At 56.5% G+C, this 18685-nt stretch carries 17 protein-coding genes; all 17 read right to left on the bottom strand.

Annotated elements, in window-relative coordinates:
* Nucleotides 1–34: 34 nt before the first annotated feature.
* The 17 genes from ACR0KL_RS04200 to ACR0KL_RS04120 all read right to left on the bottom strand — a co-directional run bounded on the left by ACR0KL_RS04200 (nucleotide 35) and on the right by ACR0KL_RS04120 (nucleotide 18623).
* Nucleotides 35–1042, bottom strand: coding sequence for a LacI family DNA-binding transcriptional regulator (locus tag ACR0KL_RS04200; RefSeq protein ID WP_480776661.1), 1008 nt, complete (start codon nucleotides 1040–1042; stop codon nucleotides 35–37).
* 5 nt (nucleotides 1043–1047) lie between these two features.
* The gene (locus ACR0KL_RS04195; protein WP_170677444.1) at nucleotides 1048–2217 is read right to left on the bottom strand and encodes a dihydrodipicolinate synthase family protein; all 1170 of its coding nucleotides are present in this window, start codon (nucleotides 2215–2217) and stop codon (nucleotides 1048–1050) included.
* 4 nt (nucleotides 2218–2221) lie between these two features.
* Complete coding sequence (locus ACR0KL_RS04190; protein ID WP_170677442.1) at nucleotides 2222–2530, bottom strand: Dabb family protein; 309 nt, start codon at nucleotides 2528–2530, stop codon at nucleotides 2222–2224.
* 2 nt (nucleotides 2531–2532) lie between these two features.
* A complete protein-coding gene (locus tag ACR0KL_RS04185; protein WP_170677440.1) occupies nucleotides 2533–4119 on the bottom strand; it encodes a GMC family oxidoreductase N-terminal domain-containing protein in 1587 nt (528 codons plus the stop codon).
* A gap of 16 nt (nucleotides 4120–4135) precedes the next feature.
* Nucleotides 4136–4894 carry a 3-ketoacyl-ACP reductase gene (locus ACR0KL_RS04180; RefSeq protein ID WP_170677437.1) on the bottom strand — a complete coding sequence of 253 codons (759 nt, stop codon included), beginning with the start codon at nucleotides 4892–4894 and terminating at the stop codon, nucleotides 4136–4138.
* Complete coding sequence (locus tag ACR0KL_RS04175) at nucleotides 4891–6381, bottom strand: GMC family oxidoreductase (protein WP_170677435.1); 1491 nt, start codon at nucleotides 6379–6381, stop codon at nucleotides 4891–4893. The genes ACR0KL_RS04180 and ACR0KL_RS04175 overlap by 4 nt, the downstream gene beginning before the upstream one ends.
* Nucleotides 6378–7490 carry a sn-glycerol-3-phosphate ABC transporter ATP-binding protein UgpC gene (locus ACR0KL_RS04170; RefSeq protein WP_170639052.1) on the bottom strand — a complete coding sequence of 371 codons (1113 nt, stop codon included), beginning with the start codon at nucleotides 7488–7490 and terminating at the stop codon, nucleotides 6378–6380. The genes ACR0KL_RS04175 and ACR0KL_RS04170 overlap by 4 nt, the downstream gene beginning before the upstream one ends.
* Nucleotides 7491–7496: 6 nt before the next feature.
* On the bottom strand, nucleotides 7497–8378 hold the full coding sequence (locus ACR0KL_RS04165; protein WP_068340098.1) for a carbohydrate ABC transporter permease: 882 nt from the start codon (nucleotides 8376–8378) through the stop codon (nucleotides 7497–7499).
* On the bottom strand, nucleotides 8378–9271 hold the full coding sequence (locus ACR0KL_RS04160; RefSeq protein WP_170376146.1) for a carbohydrate ABC transporter permease: 894 nt from the start codon (nucleotides 9269–9271) through the stop codon (nucleotides 8378–8380). The genes ACR0KL_RS04165 and ACR0KL_RS04160 overlap by 1 nt, the downstream gene beginning before the upstream one ends.
* A 101-nt stretch (nucleotides 9272–9372) precedes the next feature.
* Nucleotides 9373–10611, bottom strand: coding sequence for an ABC transporter substrate-binding protein (locus ACR0KL_RS04155; RefSeq protein ID WP_170677839.1), 1239 nt, complete (start codon nucleotides 10609–10611; stop codon nucleotides 9373–9375).
* Nucleotides 10612–10679: 68 nt separating this feature from the next.
* The gene (locus ACR0KL_RS04150; RefSeq protein ID WP_170677431.1) at nucleotides 10680–12203 is read right to left on the bottom strand and encodes an aldehyde dehydrogenase family protein; all 1524 of its coding nucleotides are present in this window, start codon (nucleotides 12201–12203) and stop codon (nucleotides 10680–10682) included.
* 4 nt (nucleotides 12204–12207) lie between these two features.
* Nucleotides 12208–12975 (bottom strand): enoyl-CoA hydratase/isomerase family protein, encoded by a 768-nt coding sequence (locus ACR0KL_RS04145; protein ID WP_170677429.1) that lies wholly within the window; start codon nucleotides 12973–12975, stop codon nucleotides 12208–12210.
* The gene (locus ACR0KL_RS04140; RefSeq protein WP_170677427.1) at nucleotides 12972–14543 is read right to left on the bottom strand and encodes a CoA-transferase; all 1572 of its coding nucleotides are present in this window, start codon (nucleotides 14541–14543) and stop codon (nucleotides 12972–12974) included. The genes ACR0KL_RS04145 and ACR0KL_RS04140 overlap by 4 nt, the downstream gene beginning before the upstream one ends.
* The gene (locus ACR0KL_RS04135; RefSeq protein ID WP_480776660.1) at nucleotides 14543–15544 is read right to left on the bottom strand and encodes a Gfo/Idh/MocA family protein; all 1002 of its coding nucleotides are present in this window, start codon (nucleotides 15542–15544) and stop codon (nucleotides 14543–14545) included. The genes ACR0KL_RS04140 and ACR0KL_RS04135 overlap by 1 nt, the downstream gene beginning before the upstream one ends.
* Nucleotides 15545–15755: 211 nt before the next feature.
* A complete protein-coding gene (locus tag ACR0KL_RS04130; RefSeq protein ID WP_170677423.1) occupies nucleotides 15756–16580 on the bottom strand; it encodes a TauD/TfdA family dioxygenase in 825 nt (274 codons plus the stop codon).
* A 43-nt stretch (nucleotides 16581–16623) separates the two neighbouring features.
* Entirely contained in the window at nucleotides 16624–17031 is a 408-nt protein-coding gene (gene gloA2 / locus ACR0KL_RS04125; RefSeq protein WP_480554615.1) for an SMU1112c/YaeR family gloxylase I-like metalloprotein, read from the bottom strand.
* Between the two features lie 614 nt (nucleotides 17032–17645).
* The gene (locus ACR0KL_RS04120; RefSeq protein ID WP_170677835.1) at nucleotides 17646–18623 is read right to left on the bottom strand and encodes a serine hydrolase domain-containing protein; all 978 of its coding nucleotides are present in this window, start codon (nucleotides 18621–18623) and stop codon (nucleotides 17646–17648) included.
* Between the last annotated feature and the right edge of the window lie 62 nt (nucleotides 18624–18685).

Here is an 18685-nt window from a genome sequence, read left to right as displayed (position 1 = left end):
AAGACCTCTCGACAAGGGCTGGTATAGCCTTTTGTTACACTGTGTCTTTCGTAGTTTGCCTCAATACCAAGCGCGTTGAAGTCCGCGTGTGTTGCGCAGGCGCGACACCATCCTGCAACCACAGCAAAACAGTGTCCGCAACTTGTTCTCCAAACTCAGAGACGCCGCAATGTACTGTAGACAAAGCTGGCCAGCATTCTGATGCTTCCTTGATGTCGTCGAAACCGACGATCTGAAACTCCGTTCCAATCTTGACCTGAGTTTCATGGCAGGCATTGATCATCCCAAAAGCAACGAGATCATTGAAACAAACTGCGGCATCGCATTCAGGGTGTTCTTTGAAGAGGCCAACCGTTGCTTCATGTCCAAATGATCGGCTGGATTTCCCTGTTTTTACAATAGGCTGCAAGTGGTTGTCTTTCATCGCACTGATATAGCCGGACAGCCTTTCCTGAGTGACTTCGGCACCATCCAGACCACCGATAAAGGCGATGTTTCGCGCGCCTGTTTCGATCAGGTACTGTGTTGCCGCGCGTCCACCCTCTGCGTAATCAGGAGCGATAAAGGGAAATCTGCCCGTTTCGCGTTCAACCTGTCGCAAGACTTGCATCAATGGAATGCCAGCTCGCTCTACCGCGGAGAGGGTGTTTGTGACATCGCCATAAGCAGGCGACAGGATCAAGGCAGAAACACCATGCTCAAGCATAGCGCCCACCACCTGATCCTGAAGTTCGGGGTCTTCGTTTGTGTTCGCCAATACGACCGCATAGCCTCGGGACCCCAGCGCCATCTGCAAAGAAGTCGCAAACTCGGTGAAAAACGGGTTGGTTAGGTCGTTAATTACTAAACCTATTAGCGCCGTTCCCGTGGATCGCAGATTTGCCGCCGATCGGTTGTAGACATACCCGATCTCTTTCATCGCGGTATGGACGAGCTTGCGTGTCTCAGGCTTCACCTGCGTGCTGCCTTGCAACACAAGGCTTACCGTCGACTTTGAAACGCCCGCCGAGTTGGCGACATCTATGATCGTGGGTCTTCGCATTCAGGCTATTGTTCAACTCCATGCAAGCTGAGAAGCGTGGTCATCCGTGCTTTAGCCAGTTCAGGGTCCGAGAGTAAACCGGCCTGATCCGCCAATCTGAACACTTGCGCGTAGTGGCAGATGTCACGGCTGGATTGGAACCCACTCGGCATGATGAAATGAGACTGGACTCCGTTCAGCCATGCCAGATAGGCAATCCCGGCTTTGTAGAACCGCGTCGGAGCCTTAAAAATCTCTCGACTGAGGGGAACAGTCGGTGAGAACAGCGCGTTGTAGCGCTCCATGTTACCCATAGCCAACGCCTCAAGCGCCTGGCTGGCGGCGGGGGCGATAGCAGCGAAAATGCCAAGCAGAGCGTGGGAAAAATGCGTTCCGTCCCCGGCAATAAGATCAGCGTAGTTGAAATCGTCACCGGTGTAGAGGCGCACACCGTCTGGCAACCGTGCGCGGAAGGCTTCTTCATGTGCCTGATCCAGCAGGGATATCTTTATCCCATCAACCTTGGCAGGGTTTTCGTTGATCAGGGACAGCACAAAATCGCTGGCCGCGTCGATATCCGTGCTCCCCCAATAGCCCGTCAATGCAGGATCGAACATATCGCCCAGCCAGTGCAGGATTATAGGCTCCGCAGCCCCATCGATCAGCGCGCGGTATACATCATGGTAGGCGTCCGGACCCGCGTTGATCGCTGGAAAGGCGCGTGACGCCATGAGGATCAGTTGCCCTCCGGCGGCTTCGATCGCCTCGGTCTGATGCTCGTAGGCTGACAGGATTTCACCTGCTGTGTTCAACGCGCTTAGAGGCAGATGATCGGTTCCTGCCCCACAAGCCACCCGAGGCGACAATGGATGCGCCTGTGCAGCCTTCATCGTGCGTTGGATCAGCTCCAACGCGGTCGCCCAATCGACGCCCATACCCCGTTGCGCGGTATCCATGGCTTCGGCCAGACCCAGCCCCTGATCCCAGAGCCCCCGACGAAATCGCAGGGTCGCTTCCCAATCAACTGCGGGGCGTCCATCCCAGGGGTTACGTTCTGCCAGCGGATCAGAAACCACATGAGCCGCTGCAAAGGCCGTGCGCGTCAGAGGCACCTGCGGCGCACGCGGAACTAGCGGCGTTCCGGTCAACGCATAGGGTTCCAACTGCCCATCAGGGTTTGGCAAAATCAATTTCATTGTCTCAAACCTCCAAATCCAGAACCAGAATGCCGTCGATACCACCCACGGCGTTCTCAACCAGTTGCGCGCCCAGCGCCCTGTGCGTTTTGTTGTTCTGATAGGTCTCCAGCGCGACCCAATCGTCGAAATCGATAACGAACCCATGCATGTATCCGCGTTCGATCTGCTCGGGGCTTTGACTTCGGCCCCCGGTGAACCCGCTGGCTCCGGGAAGGGCCTTGGACACGTCCTCGAGGCCTTTGTAGATGGCTCCGATTTTCTCTTCGGTTACGTCGGCGCGGAATTTGGTCAGTACGATGTGGCGGATCATGTTCAGAAACCCTGATCTTGTTTGATCATGTCGGCAGCTTTTTCCCCGATCATGATTGTAGGTGCATTGGTGTTCGATGAATTGACCGTCGGCATAATCGACGCATCCGCGACGCGAAGCCCTTCGATCCCATTGAATCGCAGGCGCGGGTCCAGAACAGCTTCGGCGTCACTGCCCATACGACAGGTTCCAGCACAGTGGTGCGATGTTTTCGAATGTACGCAGATAAATTCGAAATACTCCTGCTCGGTCCGCACGTCCGGGCCCGGCAAACGTTCGGCCAGGATGTACGGCTTCAGCGCATCCTGTGCGAGGATATTCTGCACCAGTTTCAGCCCCCGAATGGACATCTCGCGATCGTAAGGATCCGCCAGATAGTTGGGATCAATAAGCGGCATCACCGCGGGGTCCGAGCTTTGCAACCGAACGGTTCCGCGTGACCTGGGGCGCAGGAAACAGGCGTTCAGCGTAACCCCGCCGTTGGGCATCGCCTCGACCCCAGCCTCAATGCCGGTACCAAGACCCAGATGCATCTGAAGATCCGGTGAACGCGCATCCGGGTCTGCGTACCAGAACCCACCCGTTTCGAACAAGCTGGACGCGACCGGTCCCTTGCGCGTCAAAAGATATTGCAGGCCCGCGAAGGCTGAAAGGTGCAGCTTGGCGAAACGGTCGTAGGTGTGCGGGCCGGTCACTTCGCAGATGGAGTACAAGTCCAAATGGTCTTGTAGGTTCGCACCGACCTGAGGTTGATGATAAACCGCGTCGATACCAAGACTGTCCAAATGATCCGCTGGGCCAATACCAGACAGTTGCAACAAGCGCGGCGAACCGATGGCACCTGAGGACAGAATGACCTCTTTCGCGGCGACGATCTTGTCCCCGTTCATCATCTCGACACCAGTCGCCCTGCCCTTGTCCACCATGATGCGGCGGACCTGTGCGCCGGTGCGCACCGTCAGGTTCGGGCGGCTGCGGTTCGGTGCGATAAACGCCATCGCAGCAGAGGATCGTCGCGCATTGCGTTGGGTCAGCTGATAGTACCCCGCGCCATCCTGCTTCGCCCCATTCACATCGCGCGTTTCGGGAATCCCCACTTCGCCTGCGGCCTTGATGTAGGCATCGCAGATTGGCAAAGGTGCTGCGGGCATGGACACGCCCAGCGGTCCACCCTTGCCGTGAAATTCGTCGTCGTAGGTGTCGTTGTCCTCGGATTTTTTGAAATAGGGCAGCACGTCGGCATAGCTCCAACCCTCGCACCCCATCTGTCTCCAGTCATCGTAATCCTGTGCTGCACCCCGCGTGTAGATTTGCGCGTTGATCGCAGACCCGCCGCCGATCACCTTGGCCTGGGTGTAGTTGAAGACCTTGTTCTGCATGTGCTTTTGCGGAACCGTGGACCAACCCCAGCTGCCGATACCCTTGGTCATCTTCGCGAACCCGGCGGGTAAGTGAAAGAACGGGTGACGGTCGGTGGAGCCGGCCTCTAGCAACAGCACACGCGCCGACGGTTCTTCGGAAAGACGCGCAGCGATCACCGAGCCTGCGGAGCCGCCCCCAATGACAATGAAATCATATCCTTCAGACATTCTTATGCGCCCTGACTTACAGACGTGAAATCGACAAGCCGCCATCCACCGGGATGACAGCGCCGTTCGCAAAGTGCATCTGGCCCTGAACCAGTGGGACGACGACGGATCCAATATCCTCGGGCTCACCCCAGCGAGCCGCCGGAACAAGTCCGCCTTCGATACGGTCGGTGTACTTGTCGCGCACGCCAGCCGTCATTTCAGTCGCGATGATGCCCGGTCGCAGCTCAAAGACGCCGATGCCTTCGGGGGCCATGCGTACTGCGAACAACTGAGCCATCATCGCTGCGGCCGCTTTGGACACGCAGTACTCGGCACGTTCGATCGACACCATTGTCGCGCTGACAGAGGTGACAAAGGTGATTGATCGATAGGTATCGTGCGGCTGCCCCAACATGCGCCGAGCCACTTCTTGCGCCAGAAAAAACGCGCCACGCAAGTTGATATTCTGCACGAAATCCCAATTCTCGGGCTTCAGATCCAGCATGTCGCCGCGCACCGGTGCCCCTACGCCTGCGTTGTTTATCAACGCGGTGATCGGGCCCAAAACGGCTTCGATCTGATCCAGTAGCGCCGGAACGTGATCAATGTCGGACACGTCGTGCTGCACATAAATTGCGCTTGGGCCAAGCTCTTCCAAAGCCGCCCTCACGACCGGATTGTCGGGTGCAGAGCGAGAGGCTATTGCGACCTTATACCCCGCCGCGATCAAGGCGCGCGCCACCCCTAGTCCAATGCCCTGTTGTCCTCCGGTCACCAATACTGTTCCGGTCATGCGGCGAACTCCGTTTCAATGATATGACGCCCCGCACGGAGTGCGAGTGCGGCTATCGTGAGGGCCGGATTCACCGCCGCAGATGTCGGAAGAATTGACGCGTCAACGATGAACAGGTTCTTGTGGTCGTGGCTACGACAGAACGTATCGACGACACTGCTTGACGGATCATTGCCCATCCGCGCTGTGCCGCATTGATGTGACGGAGTGCGCCGATCAAATGGTCGCGACAATACAACAGGAAACCCGGCCTGCTTCAGATGCGCCTTTAGCCGCGCAACCAAGGCCTCGTGCGCGGCCCAATTCGAGCGTTTCCAATCCAGCCTGATCTGGTCACCTTCGACCGTCACCCGGCTGTCTGGGTTCGGCAGATCTTCGGACATGGCATAAAAATCAAAACTGCGATTGGCGATCAGTGCTGCAAGTGGACCCGGTAGATGGGTTTGCGACGCAAGAATCGGTCCGGTGATTTTTCCCAACATCTGAATGTTGCCCAAAGGCAAACCACCCTGCCCGTCGCTGTTGTAATAGTCGTTGAACATCAATGTCTTTTGATAGACAGCTCTGTTGCGACGCAGCGGATGAAGGGCCAGCACCGCCGAGCAATTGTGGTTCATGAAGTTCCGCCCGACCTGATCGGACCGATTGGCAAGACCGGTTGGACAATCGTCGTTCGCGGACTGCAGCAACAGGACTGAGGACTGTACCGCACCTGCTGCAAGCACTATGACCGGCGCGCGCAGAGCACCGTGGCCTTCAACCTCGACGCTTGTGACGCGACCAACGGCATCAGCCTTCAGTTTACGGACACGCGCGTCAGTTAGCAGTTCGACATTGCCGTGTTTCAATGCCTCGGCCAGCGCACAGGTTTCGGCATCCATTTTGCCGCCGCATGTATTGGGAAACGCATCCCAAGTTGTTTGCCCAGCCTCTAGCCAGGTCTCAATTTCCACGCCCAAAGGCACTGAGGACGGCGTCAGGCCTGCATGGCTTAGCCGGTTTCTCAGGTCTGCAATATCAACCTCATCCGGCACAGGTGGGTGCGGGTAACCCCCACTGTGCGGTGGCTCGGTGGGATCTTCTTTGGTGGTCCCACGCGCGTCGTAAATCTGTTCCGCGGCGGTGTAGTCCGGCTCCAGCTCTTCGTAGGGCATGGGCCAGCCGTTAGAGTAGCCCCCCATATGCTGACGCGGCTCAAAATCCTCTTTCCGATAACGTATCAAAGCTGCGCCGTAGAACTTGGAATTGCCACCAACGCAGTAGTAGTTTCCGGGGTTGAAAGGCTTGCCTGCTCCATCCAGCCATGTTTCATCGGGGCGAAAGTGCCCACTAGCAAAGATCGCCCTTGGGTCTCGATCCTGAGGTGAGGGCTGCAATCTCTCACCTCGTTCAAGGATCAGAATGCGACGACCGGACGGGGCCAACGCCGCAGCCAGCGTTGCCCCCCCGATACCCGACCCGATGATTATGACGTCAGCCCGATTCATGGAAGGATCCGCATCTCGCTTTCGGGATCAAAAGCCACGGCCTTTTCCATGTTTACTGCAAAGTTGAAATCCTGCCCCGGTGCGACCTCTGCATCCGAACGCATACGCGCGATCACATCTCGCCCGCCCAATTGCATCGAGACAAAGGTGTCCGATCCAGCGGGCTCCGTCACCACGATACGGTTGGTCATCTGCGCGATGTTCGACGACTTTCGATCCGCACCATCCATATCGGTGATAGTCTCTGGGCGGATTCCCAACAAGATCTCGCGCCCATCCCATGCGGCCAAGTTGTCTTGGCTGAACGGAAGTTGCGCCATAGATCCGTCGTGAACGGCGACCTCTGCATGGGGGCGGCCATTCAAAACCGTAACCTTGGCCGGTAACACGTTCATCGCAGGCGAGCCCATGAACGTTGCAACGAAGATATTCGCAGGCGTGTCATAGATTTCCTGCGGCGTGCCCAGTTGCTGGACATAGCCGCCGTTCATCACGGCGATGCGGCTTGAAAGCGTCATCGCCTCGATCTGGTCATGAGTCACATAAACGATGGTGGTGCCGAGGTTCTGATGCAGCTTCTTGATCTCGGTTCGCATGTCGACGCGAAGCTTGGCATCGAGGTTCGAGAGCGGTTCATCGAACAGGAAGACATCAGGATTCCGCACCAGCGCGCGACCCATTGCAACCCGCTGACGTTGACCGCCCGACAACTGACCGGGCTTGCGATCCAGCAATTGCTCGATCTGCAAGAGCTTGGCAACTTCTTGCATCGCTTTGTCGCGTTCAGGCTTGGGCACCCCGTGCATCTCAAGCCCGAAAGTGATGTTCTGCCCGACCGTCATATTGGGATACAAGGCATAGCTTTGGAAAACCATGGCAATGTTGCGGTTGGACGGGTGCACCCCGTTCATCACCTGATCTTTGATGCGGATTTCACCGCTGGTAATCTCTTCCAGCCCCGCGATCATGTTCAGCAGAGTGGATTTGCCACAGCCCGAGGGGCCGACCAGCACCAGGAACTCTCCCTCCTGCACCGAGATATCGACCTTGTGCAGAACCTCGACCGCCCCGTAGGATTTAGTCGCGTTGTCTATGTCTAGAAAACCCATGAGGTCTTATCCTTTCACCGAACCCGCCATCAGGCCGCGGACGAAGTATCGACCGGCCACGATGTAGACGAGTAGAGTTGGCATGGCCGCCAGAATGGCGCCTGCAAAATGAACGTTGTATTCCTTCACACCGGTTGACGACTGCACCAGATTGTTCAGTGCTACCGTCATCGGTTGGCTGTTGGCATCGGCAAAGGACGCGCCGAACAAGAAGTCATTCCAGATGTTGGTGAACTGCCAGATGATCGACACCACGGCGATCGGCCCAGAACTGGGCAGAAGAATGCGCCAGAATATCTGGAAGAACCCGGCGCCATCGATCTGCGCTGCCCGGATCAGCTCGGTCGGGAACACGGCGTAGTAGTTGCGGAAGTACAGCGTGGTGAAGCCAATCCCGTAGACAACATGGACAAGCGCAAGACCCCAAGTGGTGCCTGCCAGCCCGATTATACCCAACATCCGCGCCATTGGGATCAGAACAATCTGGAACGGGATGAAGCAGGCAAACAGCATCAGACCGAATAGGATGGTGTCGTACTTGAAGCGCCACTTGGTCAGCACATAGCCGTTCAACGCCCCAAGAATGGTCGAGACAATCACCGCAGGAACTACCATCTTGATCGAGTTCCAGAAGTAGGGCTTCAGCCCTGTCGGATCGACGCCGATCTGCGCCGAAGACCATGCCTTGAGCCACGGCTCAATCGTGAACACCTGTGGCAGGTTCATCATGCCGCCACCGGTGATCTCTTCCAAAGGCTTCACCGAGTTCACCAGCATCACGTAGAGCGGTAGCAGGTAGAAAAGACCAAACAACAGCAGCACCAGATAGATCAGCGTGCGCGTAACGCGGCCCGTGCGGATTGCGGTATCCTGAGTTGCTTGGGACATCAGCGTTTCTCCCGCAATTCGGCGTAGAGATAGGGGATCATGATCGCCGCAATGGTCATCAGCATGATCGTGGCCGAGGCCGCACCGATCCCCATCTGATTTCGCGTGAACGTGTAAGAGTACATAAAGGTCGCGGGCAGTTCGGTTGCGCGACCGGGGCCACCCCCGGTCAGGGCGATTACAAGGTCAAAGGTCTTGATCGCAAGATGGCTGAGGATCACAAAGGCCGACAGGAATGCGGGACGCAGTTGCGGGATGATGATCCGGCGGTAGAGGTTCCAGTTAGAGGCGCCATCCATTTGCGCCGCGCGCAGGATTTCATTGTCGATTCCACGCAGACCGGCCAGAAACATTGCCATTACGAAGCCGCTGGTTTGCCAGACGGCCGCTAGAACCACCGTGTAGATGGCGTAATCACGGTTTTTTATCCAATCGAACTCGAAGCTGGTCCAACCCCATGTATGCATGACGTTTTCCAACCCGATGCCAGGGTCAAGGAACCATTTCCACGCGGTGCCGGTGACGATGAAGCTCAGAGCCATCGGATAGAGGTAGATGGGACGCAATAGCCCTTCGCCCCGGATTTTCTGATCAAGGAAGATCGCCAGACCCAGGCCTATACAGGTGCAGATCACGATATAGAGGCTCGCGAAAATCCCCATATTGATCAACGAGGTTTCCCAATGGCTCAGCCGCCACAATTTGTCGTAGTTTTCCCATCCGACCCATCCAAAGGACGGCAGGATGCGACTGTCGGTGAATGACAGGTAGACCGAAAACAGAATGAACCCGTAGACAAAGACCAACATCATCGCCAGCGACGGTGACAGGACCAGCTTGGGTATCCAGTTCTGAAGGCGTGTCTTAAAATCCGCGTCGGCTGAAGCAGCCATGGCGCGCCCTCCTCGTTCGAGTCGTGTTAGATCGGAGCTTTTGCGCCCACTTGGTGACAGGGCGGCCAGACCGCCGCCCCATCGGGAGGATCACTTGTGGATCACTTGGCGATCGAAACGGCGTCAACCAGTTCGGTCACAGCATCTTCGCTGCCGTACTCGCCGTTAAAGTGAGCGGTCACAACGTCATAGACGGCGTTCTTGACTGACGCAGGCGCGGCATGTCCGTGCGCCATCGAGCCGAACAGGTTGCCTGACGAAGCCGCAGCAGCCAAATCCTTCATGCCTTGCTGACCACATGCATCCAGATCACTGCCGTCCACGTCAGTACGAGCCGGGACAGAGCCCTTCACCTTGTTGAAGGCAATCTGGAAGGATGGCGACAGGATCGCGCTGGCCAGCGCGGCCTGCTCGGCCGATACCGTACCGCCCTGATCAAACATCATGAACTGATCAGCGTTAAAGGTAACCTGATCCTGAGTACCCGGGAAGCGGAAACACAGGAAGTCCTCACCCGGCACTTTGCCCGCGTTCAGGAATTCGCCTTTGGCCCAGTCACCCATCATCTGGAAACCGGCTTCACCGTTTATGACCATTGCTGTCGCCAGGTTCCAGTCACGACCCGAGAAGTTCTCATCCACGTTGTCACGGATAAAGGCCATACGGTCGAACGCTTCTTTCATCGCGTCGCCACCCAGCGTTTCCTCGTCCAGGTCGATGAAGGCCGCTTTGTAACCGTCAGGCCCCAGCGTCGACATCGCGATAGCATCGAACACGGTCGCGTCCTGCCATGCCTGACCACCATGCGCGATCGGAGTGATTCCGGCAGCTTTCAACGCCTCAACTGCTGCGACGAATTCGTCCCAGTTGGTGGGCTGAGCAATGCCGTTGGCGTCCAGCACCGCTTTGTTGGCCCAGACCCAGTTGGTCGAGTGTACGTTAACAGGGGCCGAAACCCATTTGCCGTCATGCTTGGCGAAGGCTTTCAGCGCATCTGGGACGACGTCATCCCAACCTTCCTGGGCTGCCACTTCGTTCAGATCGGCCAGCGCGCCCTGATCGGCCCAGTCCAGAATGTCAAAGCCCAGAGCCTGCACAGCAGTCGGCGCGTTGCCGGCCGTCACGCGTGCGCGCAGAACGGTCATCGCCTGCTCGCCACCGCCACCGGCTACAGGCATGTCGGTCCAGCCGATGCCCTGTCCGGACAGGTCGTCCTTGAGAACGTTTAGTGCTGCGGCCTCACCGCCAGACGTCCACCAATGCAGAACTTCCACGTCTTCAGCGTGCGCAAGGCTGGTCGTGCATAGTAGACCTGCTACAAACAGCGATTTTGTCTTCATATATTTACGCATTCTTGTTTCCTCCCTTAATGCGTTATTCTCACTCGGGACCAATCTGGTACCCGGTCTTAGTCTTGCGGAACCCATGGTGCCCGGCTGTTGCCGATGCGCATGACCACTGATTTCACTTCGAAGAATTCCTCGAACCCATATCGTCCGATTTCCCGCCCCTGCCCGGATTGTTTGACCCCACCGAAAGCGACCTCGGGGAACCCGTCCATCCAGGTATTGGTCCAGACCGTTCCCGCTTCTGCTCGGCGGGCAAACTCTAGGCAGGTGTGAACGTTTTCGCTCCAGACCCCTGCCGACAGACCATAAGCGCTATCATTGGTGAGCGCGATGGCTTCGTCCAGTGTTTTGAAAGTCAAAACAGACAGAACAGGCCCGAATACTTCATCGCGGGCAATGGGCATATCAGGCGAGACGTCGGAAATCACCGTCGGCTGATAGAACTGAGCGCCAAGGCCTTCGACTTCCAGCGGCTCACCACCCAGATAAATAGTCGCACCAGAAGCCTGCGCCTGTTTGACATACGCGTCGATTTTTGAGTTGTGCTCGGACGTTACGATAGCCCCAACCTGCGTCGTCGGGTCCAGAGGATCGCCGAATTTGACTTTGCGCGACAGGGCGACGACGCGTTCGCGGAAGTCGTCAGCTATATCCTCGTGCACAATGATGCGACTGCTTGAATTGCAGCATTGACCAACGTTGAAATAGACACCGAACACAACCGCATCAGCGGCTGCATTCAGATCGGCGTCGGGAAAGATGACCTGAGGGTTCTTGCCCCCAAGCTCAAGCGCGACCTTCTTGAGTGTATCCGATGCTACTGCGCTGATCGTCTTGCCCACAGCGGTCGAGCCCGTAAAGCTGATCATGTCCACGCTGTCATGGCTCGACATCACACTGCCAACGGGAACTCCGTAGCCCAGAACGATATTGCATACACCGGCAGGCAACCCGGCTTCGATCAGCAACTCGCCCAGCATCAAGGTTGTCGACGGTGTCATCTCAGACGGTTTCACAACAACGGTGCAGCCAGCCGCCAACGCGAAGGGCAGTTTCTGACTGAGTATCCAGAACGGGAAATTCCATGGTGTGATGATGGACACGACACCGATGGGTTCCTTCAGCACGACACCCATCATGTCTGCGCCAAGAGTATTGTGGCTGTCGCCGTGCGTGCTGCGTGCCAATGAGGCCGCATAGCGCCAAAGGTCTGCTGCACCGCCGACCTCGCCCTTGGATTGGCTGATCGGCTTACCGCTTTCCAGCGTTTCGATCAGTGCAATCCGGTCGACATTCTGTTCAATCAGGTCGGCAACCTTAAGCAAAACGGTGGCCCGCTCCTTGCCCGATGCCCGACTCCACACACCGCTGTCGAACGACTTGCGTGCCGCCAAGATCGCCGCCTCAGCTTCAGCTTCGCCACCCAAGGCTGACCGGCTGACGATGTGCCCGTGCGACGGCGAGCGCCGTTCGAACGTCTCACCCGATGCGCTATTCTGCCACCTGCCATCGATGAGATGCCGACCTTCAAACACAGGCGGCAGCTCGAACGGGATAGCAGGGTTGATGGTGATATCTTTCATATTGTCAAAGGCCCGAAAATGTGGGGTTACGTTTTTCCATGAACGCTGCGACGCCTTCTTCGCGGTCCGCCGAGGCCGCAATCGCTGCACTACCAAGGGCTTCGACCACGGCATGAGAGTCTTCACCGACCGCTGCATGGATCATGTTTTTTGAGATTTCGGTAGCGCGGGGCGAAAGGTCGCTTAGTTCGGTTGTGATCTCAAGCGCGCGCGCCAGAACGTCGTCAGAAACCTCGGTCGCATAGCCCAAGGCCACGGCGCGGTCGGCACCAATACGGCGCCCGAAGAGTGCCATCTCTTTCACCGCAGCTTCGGGGACCAGCCGGGTCAACCGCTGTGTCCCGGACCAGCCGGGCACAATCCCAACCCGAGCTTCGGGCAAAGCCAGCGTGGACCGCGGGGTCATCAGGCGCAGATCGCAGCAACTGGCCAGCTCTAGCCCGCCGCCAAACGCGTGGCCGTTGATCGCAGCAATTGTCGGTTTGCCGATCCGCGCCAGACGGTCAAAGATACGATGTCCGTCACGGACCCAATGGCGAGCGAATTCGGCGGGGCTCAGCCCACCCCAAGCGCCAATGTCCGCCCCGCAGCAAAACGCTTTTTCCCCTGCGCCAGTCAGAACGAGCGCACAAATGGACGTGTCACGCTCGACGTCTTTCAGGCCAGCCTCCAGCGCGTGCAGCATATCTACAGTTAGCGCATTAAGCTTGGCCTCGTTGTCCAAAACCAGGACAGCGGTTGCACCTTCGATATGAATGCGCAGCTTGCTCACAGTGTCATTCCCATCGGGCCAACTGCGAATAGCGACTTGGACATTTGAACCGCGTTTTCCGCGACTTTGACGCGACCGCCTGAAGCTTCGACAATATCGCGCTGCGCCTCAATGCCGGGCATGATTTCCGTCGCGACCAGCCCCTGATCCGTAAGGCGAATGACACACCGCTCGGTCACATAGAGCACCTCCTGACCGGTTTCCCGGGCACGGCGGCCCGAAAATGTGACATGCTCGACCTGATCTACCATCTTGGTGAATTTTCCTGGGGCATTCACTTGGATACCGTCATCCGTCAGATCAATCTTGGCGCCGGCTTCGAACCAGCCCGAGAACACGATCTTTTTGGCTCGCGCTGTGATATCGACAAAGCCACCGCATCCTGCGGTCAGATAAGGCTTTTTACCAAGTTTGGAGACGTTTACATTACCTTCTACATCGACCTCGAGGAACGAGAGGAACGACATGTCGAACCCGCCGCCCTGGAAATAGATGAATTGCTGCGGTGACGGCACAAATGCGTGCGCGTTGGATGCGCACCCAAAGGCAAACCCGGTCAATGGGACGCCGCCAACAGCCCCCTGCTCGATCGCCCATGTCACCGCCTGAGGATGCCCCTCTTCCAACAAAACACGCGGGACCATTGCGCTGATGCCAAAGCCCAAGTTGGCGCTCATGCCGCTGCGCAGTTCTTGGGCGGCACGACGCGCGATGACCTTTTCGACACCATGCTCGGCCAGTGAGAAGCTGTCCCAAGGGCGCATAATCTGGCCAGAGATCGCAGGGTCATACAAGGTCTCTGTCGTTTGCATCTGCTCTGAGTCTTCAACGATCAGGTCGACTAGATGCCCCGGCACGCGCACGTCATGGGGGCGCAAGCTACCTGCGGCAGTCACTCGTTGAACCTGTGCGATCACGAGCCCGCCGTGGTTGCGTGTGCAAATCGCTTGCTCCAATCCGCCCAGATAGGCACCTTCATGTTCATAAGTCAGGTTGCCAAACTCATCCGCCGTGGTCGCGCGCAAAACGCACACGTTCGGATTGATGTTTTGGAAGTGCAACCAAGTCTGACCGTCGAATTCCTTTCGGTTAACAATTGGAGCCGCCGCACCACGCGCGTTCATCGCGCATCCTTCCCGAACAGGATCCACGAAAGTCTCAAGCCCGACCTGTGTGAGAACACCGGGTCGATGCGCTGCGGCTTCGCGATGCATATCGAACAGAATTCCCGATGGCACGTTGTATGCGGCCACTCGATCTTCGACGATCATCTTCCAGATTTCCGGCATCTCAAGGCTGGAAGGGCCCGACGGGTATGAACCGGCGAGAACGCGGCTTAGCAGTCCATCCTGCGCCAGATAATCCATTCCCTTCACGCCATACATATCCCCGGCGGCGATTGGGTGCAGCGTTGTAATGTTGCGCGGATGCCCTTCAGTGCGAAACCGCTCTCCGAGTGCCTTCAGCACGAGGTCAGGGCACCCGAGCGCAGAAGACGACGACACGGTGACAACCGCATTGTCTGGGATGCGAGAAACGGCCTCGGAAACGGAAACAAGCTTGTTCATCAAAAACCGCCATAATCTATGTTGATACGATCACCCGACGCTGCGGCCTCGCGAACGCTCAGCGCGATTGACAGCGATTTCACTCCATCAGGCCCGTCGGCAGCAGGACGGCCTTGTCCCGCCGCTGCGGCGACAAACTCCGAAACGCCTTGAACATAGAGAGAGTGGTCCGAAAACGGGATCTCTTCACTTCCGGCTTCAGTCACCAACTGTATTGCCCCAACCGGGCGCTGCGTCACGACGCCATCCGCAAAAATCGAACCCTCGGTTCCATGCACCTGCAGGCCAGACCCGGCAAAGGGGTGCGTAAAGCTTTCATGCGTCATGACCATCGCGCCCGAGGGCATCGTCCAGACGGACATGCACGAGTCTTCGACACCCTGCCCCATCCCAGAACTGGCCATTTGCGCGACGACAGACACCGGATCCTCGTTCAGCAGGAAACGCGTGACATCGGCGTCGTGAACAACGATATCAGGGATCACGCCACCGCCAGCATCGGCAGAGTTGATACGCCACCCCTGCAAGTTCTCGGGCAAATGCACTGCGTGATGGATGCGCAGCGAAAGAACCTCTCCGACGCGCCCATCTGCGATCAGGTCACGAATGGCACGATGACTGCCAGAGCATCGCAGGTGGTGATTTGTACCAAAAGTCACGCCAGCCGCGTCGGCCGCGCGCACCATTTCGACAGCCTCCGCTTGCGTCATCCCGAGCGGCTTTTCACACAGAACATGCTTACCAGCCGCGATGGCAGCCATCGCCTGACCATGGTGCTTCTCATTTGTGGAAGAAATATAGACGGCTTTCACGCCATCGTCAGACAGCGCTGTGTTCAGGTCTGTGGTTGCATTGGGAATACCGTGCTCCTTAGCCCAGGCTTGCACCCGGTCAGAGGAATTACTCACGACCCAGGTCACGTCGTTGCCTGCCTGCTGACGCACCGCGTCCAACATATATTGCGAAGCTATAGTGCTCGCTCCGACAAATGCCCAGTTCATCTGATTTCCCTACAATTGGAACGTTCCAAAGTATATAATGGAACGTTCCAAATTTGACAAGAAAAAACTCTGTGCCCACCTTAAAGGTAAGAAAACATGGATAAAAACGCGGCGCTCGATGCCTCATCCAAAACTATCACCGGGAATCGAAGATATTCACACCGTGTCGGCACTCTGACTGAGTCGCAGAATTTGCCGAGCGTCACTCGCTTCATTGCGTTAGAGCAACACCTTCCACCGTCACCCTGTGCATAAGACGTCGAAACCCATGGTAGTCGTTGATCGCTTTGTGCCACGTCGCTCTGTTATCCCAAATGGCGATATCCCCTTCCTGCCAACGCAGGCGACATTGGAATTCAGGCTGCTTGCAATGATCATAAATCATACCCAGCATTGCGGCAGACTCATCCACGCTCAAGCCTTTGATTTTGGTCGTGAACACAGGGTTGACGAACAACCCGCGCCTACCGCTGAGAGGATGCGTGATGACAACGGGGTGCAAAGCGTCTTGCGTGGCAGCTTCGGCGTTCCCCAAACGGCCGCTTTCTGCGGCTTCTGTGTCCATGATGCTGGCTCCAAAGACATGGCGAGAGGAATGAACCGCCCTCAAACCATCTAAGAAACCACGCATCGTGGGCGACAAAGCTTCGTAGGCGGCAGCCATCGACACAAACAACGTGTCGCCACCATGGGGCGGAACCTCCAGGGCGTGCAGGATCGAGCCCATAGCAGGCTCCTGATCATAGGAGTGGTCAGTATGCCACCCCTCTCCCACAGCTTCTTTCTGATCCTTCTCTTTCAACACCGTGGCAATCTCAGGATAGCCGTCCACCGGTTTGAAAAATCGGTTCACGTTGATTGGGCCGAACCTTCTCGCAAAGGTCAGATGCTCTTGCGGGCTAACGCTTTGGCCCCTCAGTGCGATAACGGAGTACTTTGCAAAGGCTGACACAATTGCGTCGAATTGATCTTCACGCCGGATGTCTGCCCCGACGATTTCCGCACCCAATCCACCGGTGAGAGGTTTTACTTCCATGCGCCTTCCTCCCTGCTTCGCTCAGCCTAGAAGACGAGAAATATCACTTCAAAGCAATCGGCTTGGCTTCGTACAACTCCAATGGAAGATCGTCCGGGTCGCTGAAGAAAGTGAACCGATGCCCGGTATACTCATCGACACGGATGTCTTCGACGAGGACACCTTTCTGTTCCAGACTGTCTTTTAGCGCTTCGATATCATCCACAACAAACGCAAGATGCCGCAGACCTTGTGCTTCGGGGCGAGAGGTGCGTTTGGGCGGGGTGGGAAAGGAAAACAGTTCAATCTGAGAGCCGTCCGGCAATGCCAAATCCAGCTTCCAAGATTGCCGCTCAGCCCTGAAATTCTCGGCAACAATCCTCAAACCAAGCGTCTCTGAATAAAACGCCTTGGACCGTTCATAGTCCGAACAAATGACTGCAGCATGGTGGATTGCTTTCAGACTGGTCACGGGCAGTTATCCTCATTATATCAATAGCTTAAACCAAATTCTTAAGGTAATTTTTCACTACACCTTCGATGCTGATCGAGAAAACCAAGAGCTGTTTGGCCAAACTTGGCAACCGAACCATACAGGAAAACAGAGCAGTATTCATCAAGCGTCTGTGAACTCGCAGCCGACGTTGTAGGCAACTCGTGCCAGCGGCGGCTCGCGGCTCGAAAACAACCTTCAAAAAACATGTTTCGTGATTTCCGATTTGAGAGCCAATGCCGCCACTCTCGGCCGCCTACAAAATCTTTTGAAAGAACTGAGCATTGCTCTCAGACAAATTCGAACCAATCTCAATTGCGCCAGTTGGAACAGTCCTCAATGCCGCGCAAAGATCGCGCCACTCAAGCAAATTCAATCTGAGCAAGTTTTTTTGATGGAACTGCCTCGACCCGTAAAGCGAGACTGTCGGAACATAGTCAAGTAGGCCACTTCCTCTTTCACCTTTCAGAAGAGTAACTTGATCAGCTGTCCAGATGCTCCGTCGCTCCACCGAAGAAGAAAGCTGTTTGATAATCCAACTCCGTTGAGGCCAAACGTGACCAACCCTTAACAGTGTTTTTGAAAAGGTCCCCCTAGGTCGCGTTTAAAATCGGACCATCCAGCAAACTGACCAAATCTCCAAAGTATCCTCCAGAACGGGCTGGACGCGTAGGATCAGAGGTGATTGCGACAGCAAGGTTTCGCTCAGGATGGGCCGCTATGATTTGGCCTCCATACCCACGCGCCAATGCATAGCCCGAAGGGGAAAGAAACCAGCCATAGCCGTAGTCTAGTCCAGAGAAAGGTGAACGGCCGTGCGGCTTGGTCGATTCCAAAACCCAACGCTCAGGAATGATTTGCGTGTTGGCAAAAGCCCCGCGGTCCCGAAGCAACACCGCGATCTTCAACATCGAACTCGGCGTAATCGCCATTTCGTTCCCACCCAAGTAGTAACCCTGTGGATCCTTCGTCCAAGCGGGGATCTCGATACCAAGTGGTGCACCCAGCCTCTCTCGCGTCAGTCTCAATAGGCTTTGTCCGGTCGCCACGGTCAACGCTGCGCCAAGCACATGGGTCGATCCTGTAGAATAGAGCATCTGCTCTCCGGGTTCAGCAACCATCGGTCGTGTCAACGCGTCCGCGATCCAGTTGGGAGAGTTGATCCATTCTCCGTAGTTGCTGCCCGAGGTTCTTTCGAGTCCTGCCCGCAGCGTCACCAGATCCTCCATCGTAATGCTTTCGGAACCGGGTGTCGCATTAGCGGGCAAAAGTCGCGGCGCGACCTCCTGCAAGGTGGCATCTACAGATGGGATTTCCCGCCGGTCGATCGCCGTCCCAAGCAACAAAGCCACAATGCTTTTCGAACACGACTTTATGTTGGCCGGTCTATCTAGGCCTGCACCCTGTTGGGCCTGCGCGAAAATGACCTCATTTCCGCGTTGAATTTGCAGTGAATGCAACTGCGGAAGACCGCTGACTACATCATTCAGCGCCACCGTTTGTCCCCGCGCAATATACGGAGCACAAATTGCGGTTGCGGTTGCCAACAGGAACTTGCGACGTGTAATCATGGCATTCATTTGGAACCAAATCTCGGAATGTCCAGACACCTCCGCAACATCCTAGGATTTAT

It is taken from the genome of Ruegeria sp. C8 (assembly GCF_056537565.1).
This window is presented reverse-complemented; position numbering and strand designations above follow the sequence as displayed.

Excerpts from the sequence above, each read along its gene's own strand:
- ACR0KL_RS04195 (WP_170677444.1), bottom strand. The coding sequence starts at position 2,217 with ATGAAATTGATTTTGCCAAACCCTGATGGGCAGTTGGAACCCTATGCG.
- ACR0KL_RS04190 (WP_170677442.1), bottom strand. The coding sequence starts at position 2,530 with ATGATCCGCCACATCGTACTGACCAAATTCCGCGCCGACGTAACCGAA.
- ACR0KL_RS04130 (WP_170677423.1), bottom strand. The coding sequence starts at position 16,580 with ATGGAAGTAAAACCTCTCACCGGTGGATTGGGTGCGGAAATCGTCGGG.
- ACR0KL_RS04160 (WP_170376146.1), bottom strand. The coding sequence starts at position 9,271 with ATGGCTGCTTCAGCCGACGCGGATTTTAAGACACGCCTTCAGAACTGG.
- ACR0KL_RS04185 (WP_170677440.1), bottom strand. The coding sequence starts at position 4,119 with ATGTCTGAAGGATATGATTTCATTGTCATTGGGGGCGGCTCCGCAGGC.
- ACR0KL_RS04175 (WP_170677435.1), bottom strand. The coding sequence starts at position 6,381 with ATGAATCGGGCTGACGTCATAATCATCGGGTCGGGTATCGGGGGGGCA.
- ACR0KL_RS04155 (WP_170677839.1), bottom strand. The coding sequence starts at position 10,611 with ATGAAGACAAAATCGCTGTTTGTAGCAGGTCTACTATGCACGACCAGC.
- ACR0KL_RS04135 (WP_480776660.1), bottom strand. The coding sequence starts at position 15,544 with ATGAACTGGGCATTTGTCGGAGCGAGCACTATAGCTTCGCAATATATG.
- ACR0KL_RS04180 (WP_170677437.1), bottom strand. The coding sequence starts at position 4,894 with ATGACCGGAACAGTATTGGTGACCGGAGGACAACAGGGCATTGGACTA.
- ACR0KL_RS04170 (WP_170639052.1), bottom strand. The coding sequence starts at position 7,490 with ATGGGTTTTCTAGACATAGACAACGCGACTAAATCCTACGGGGCGGTC.
- ACR0KL_RS04150 (WP_170677431.1), bottom strand. The coding sequence starts at position 12,203 with ATGAAAGATATCACCATCAACCCTGCTATCCCGTTCGAGCTGCCGCCT.
- ACR0KL_RS04165 (WP_068340098.1), bottom strand. The coding sequence starts at position 8,378 with ATGTCCCAAGCAACTCAGGATACCGCAATCCGCACGGGCCGCGTTACG.
- ACR0KL_RS04120 (WP_170677835.1), bottom strand. The coding sequence starts at position 18,623 with ATGATTACACGTCGCAAGTTCCTGTTGGCAACCGCAACCGCAATTTGT.
- ACR0KL_RS04140 (WP_170677427.1), bottom strand. The coding sequence starts at position 14,543 with ATGAACAAGCTTGTTTCCGTTTCCGAGGCCGTTTCTCGCATCCCAGAC.
- ACR0KL_RS04200 (WP_480776661.1), bottom strand. The coding sequence starts at position 1,042 with ATGCGAAGACCCACGATCATAGATGTCGCCAACTCGGCGGGCGTTTCA.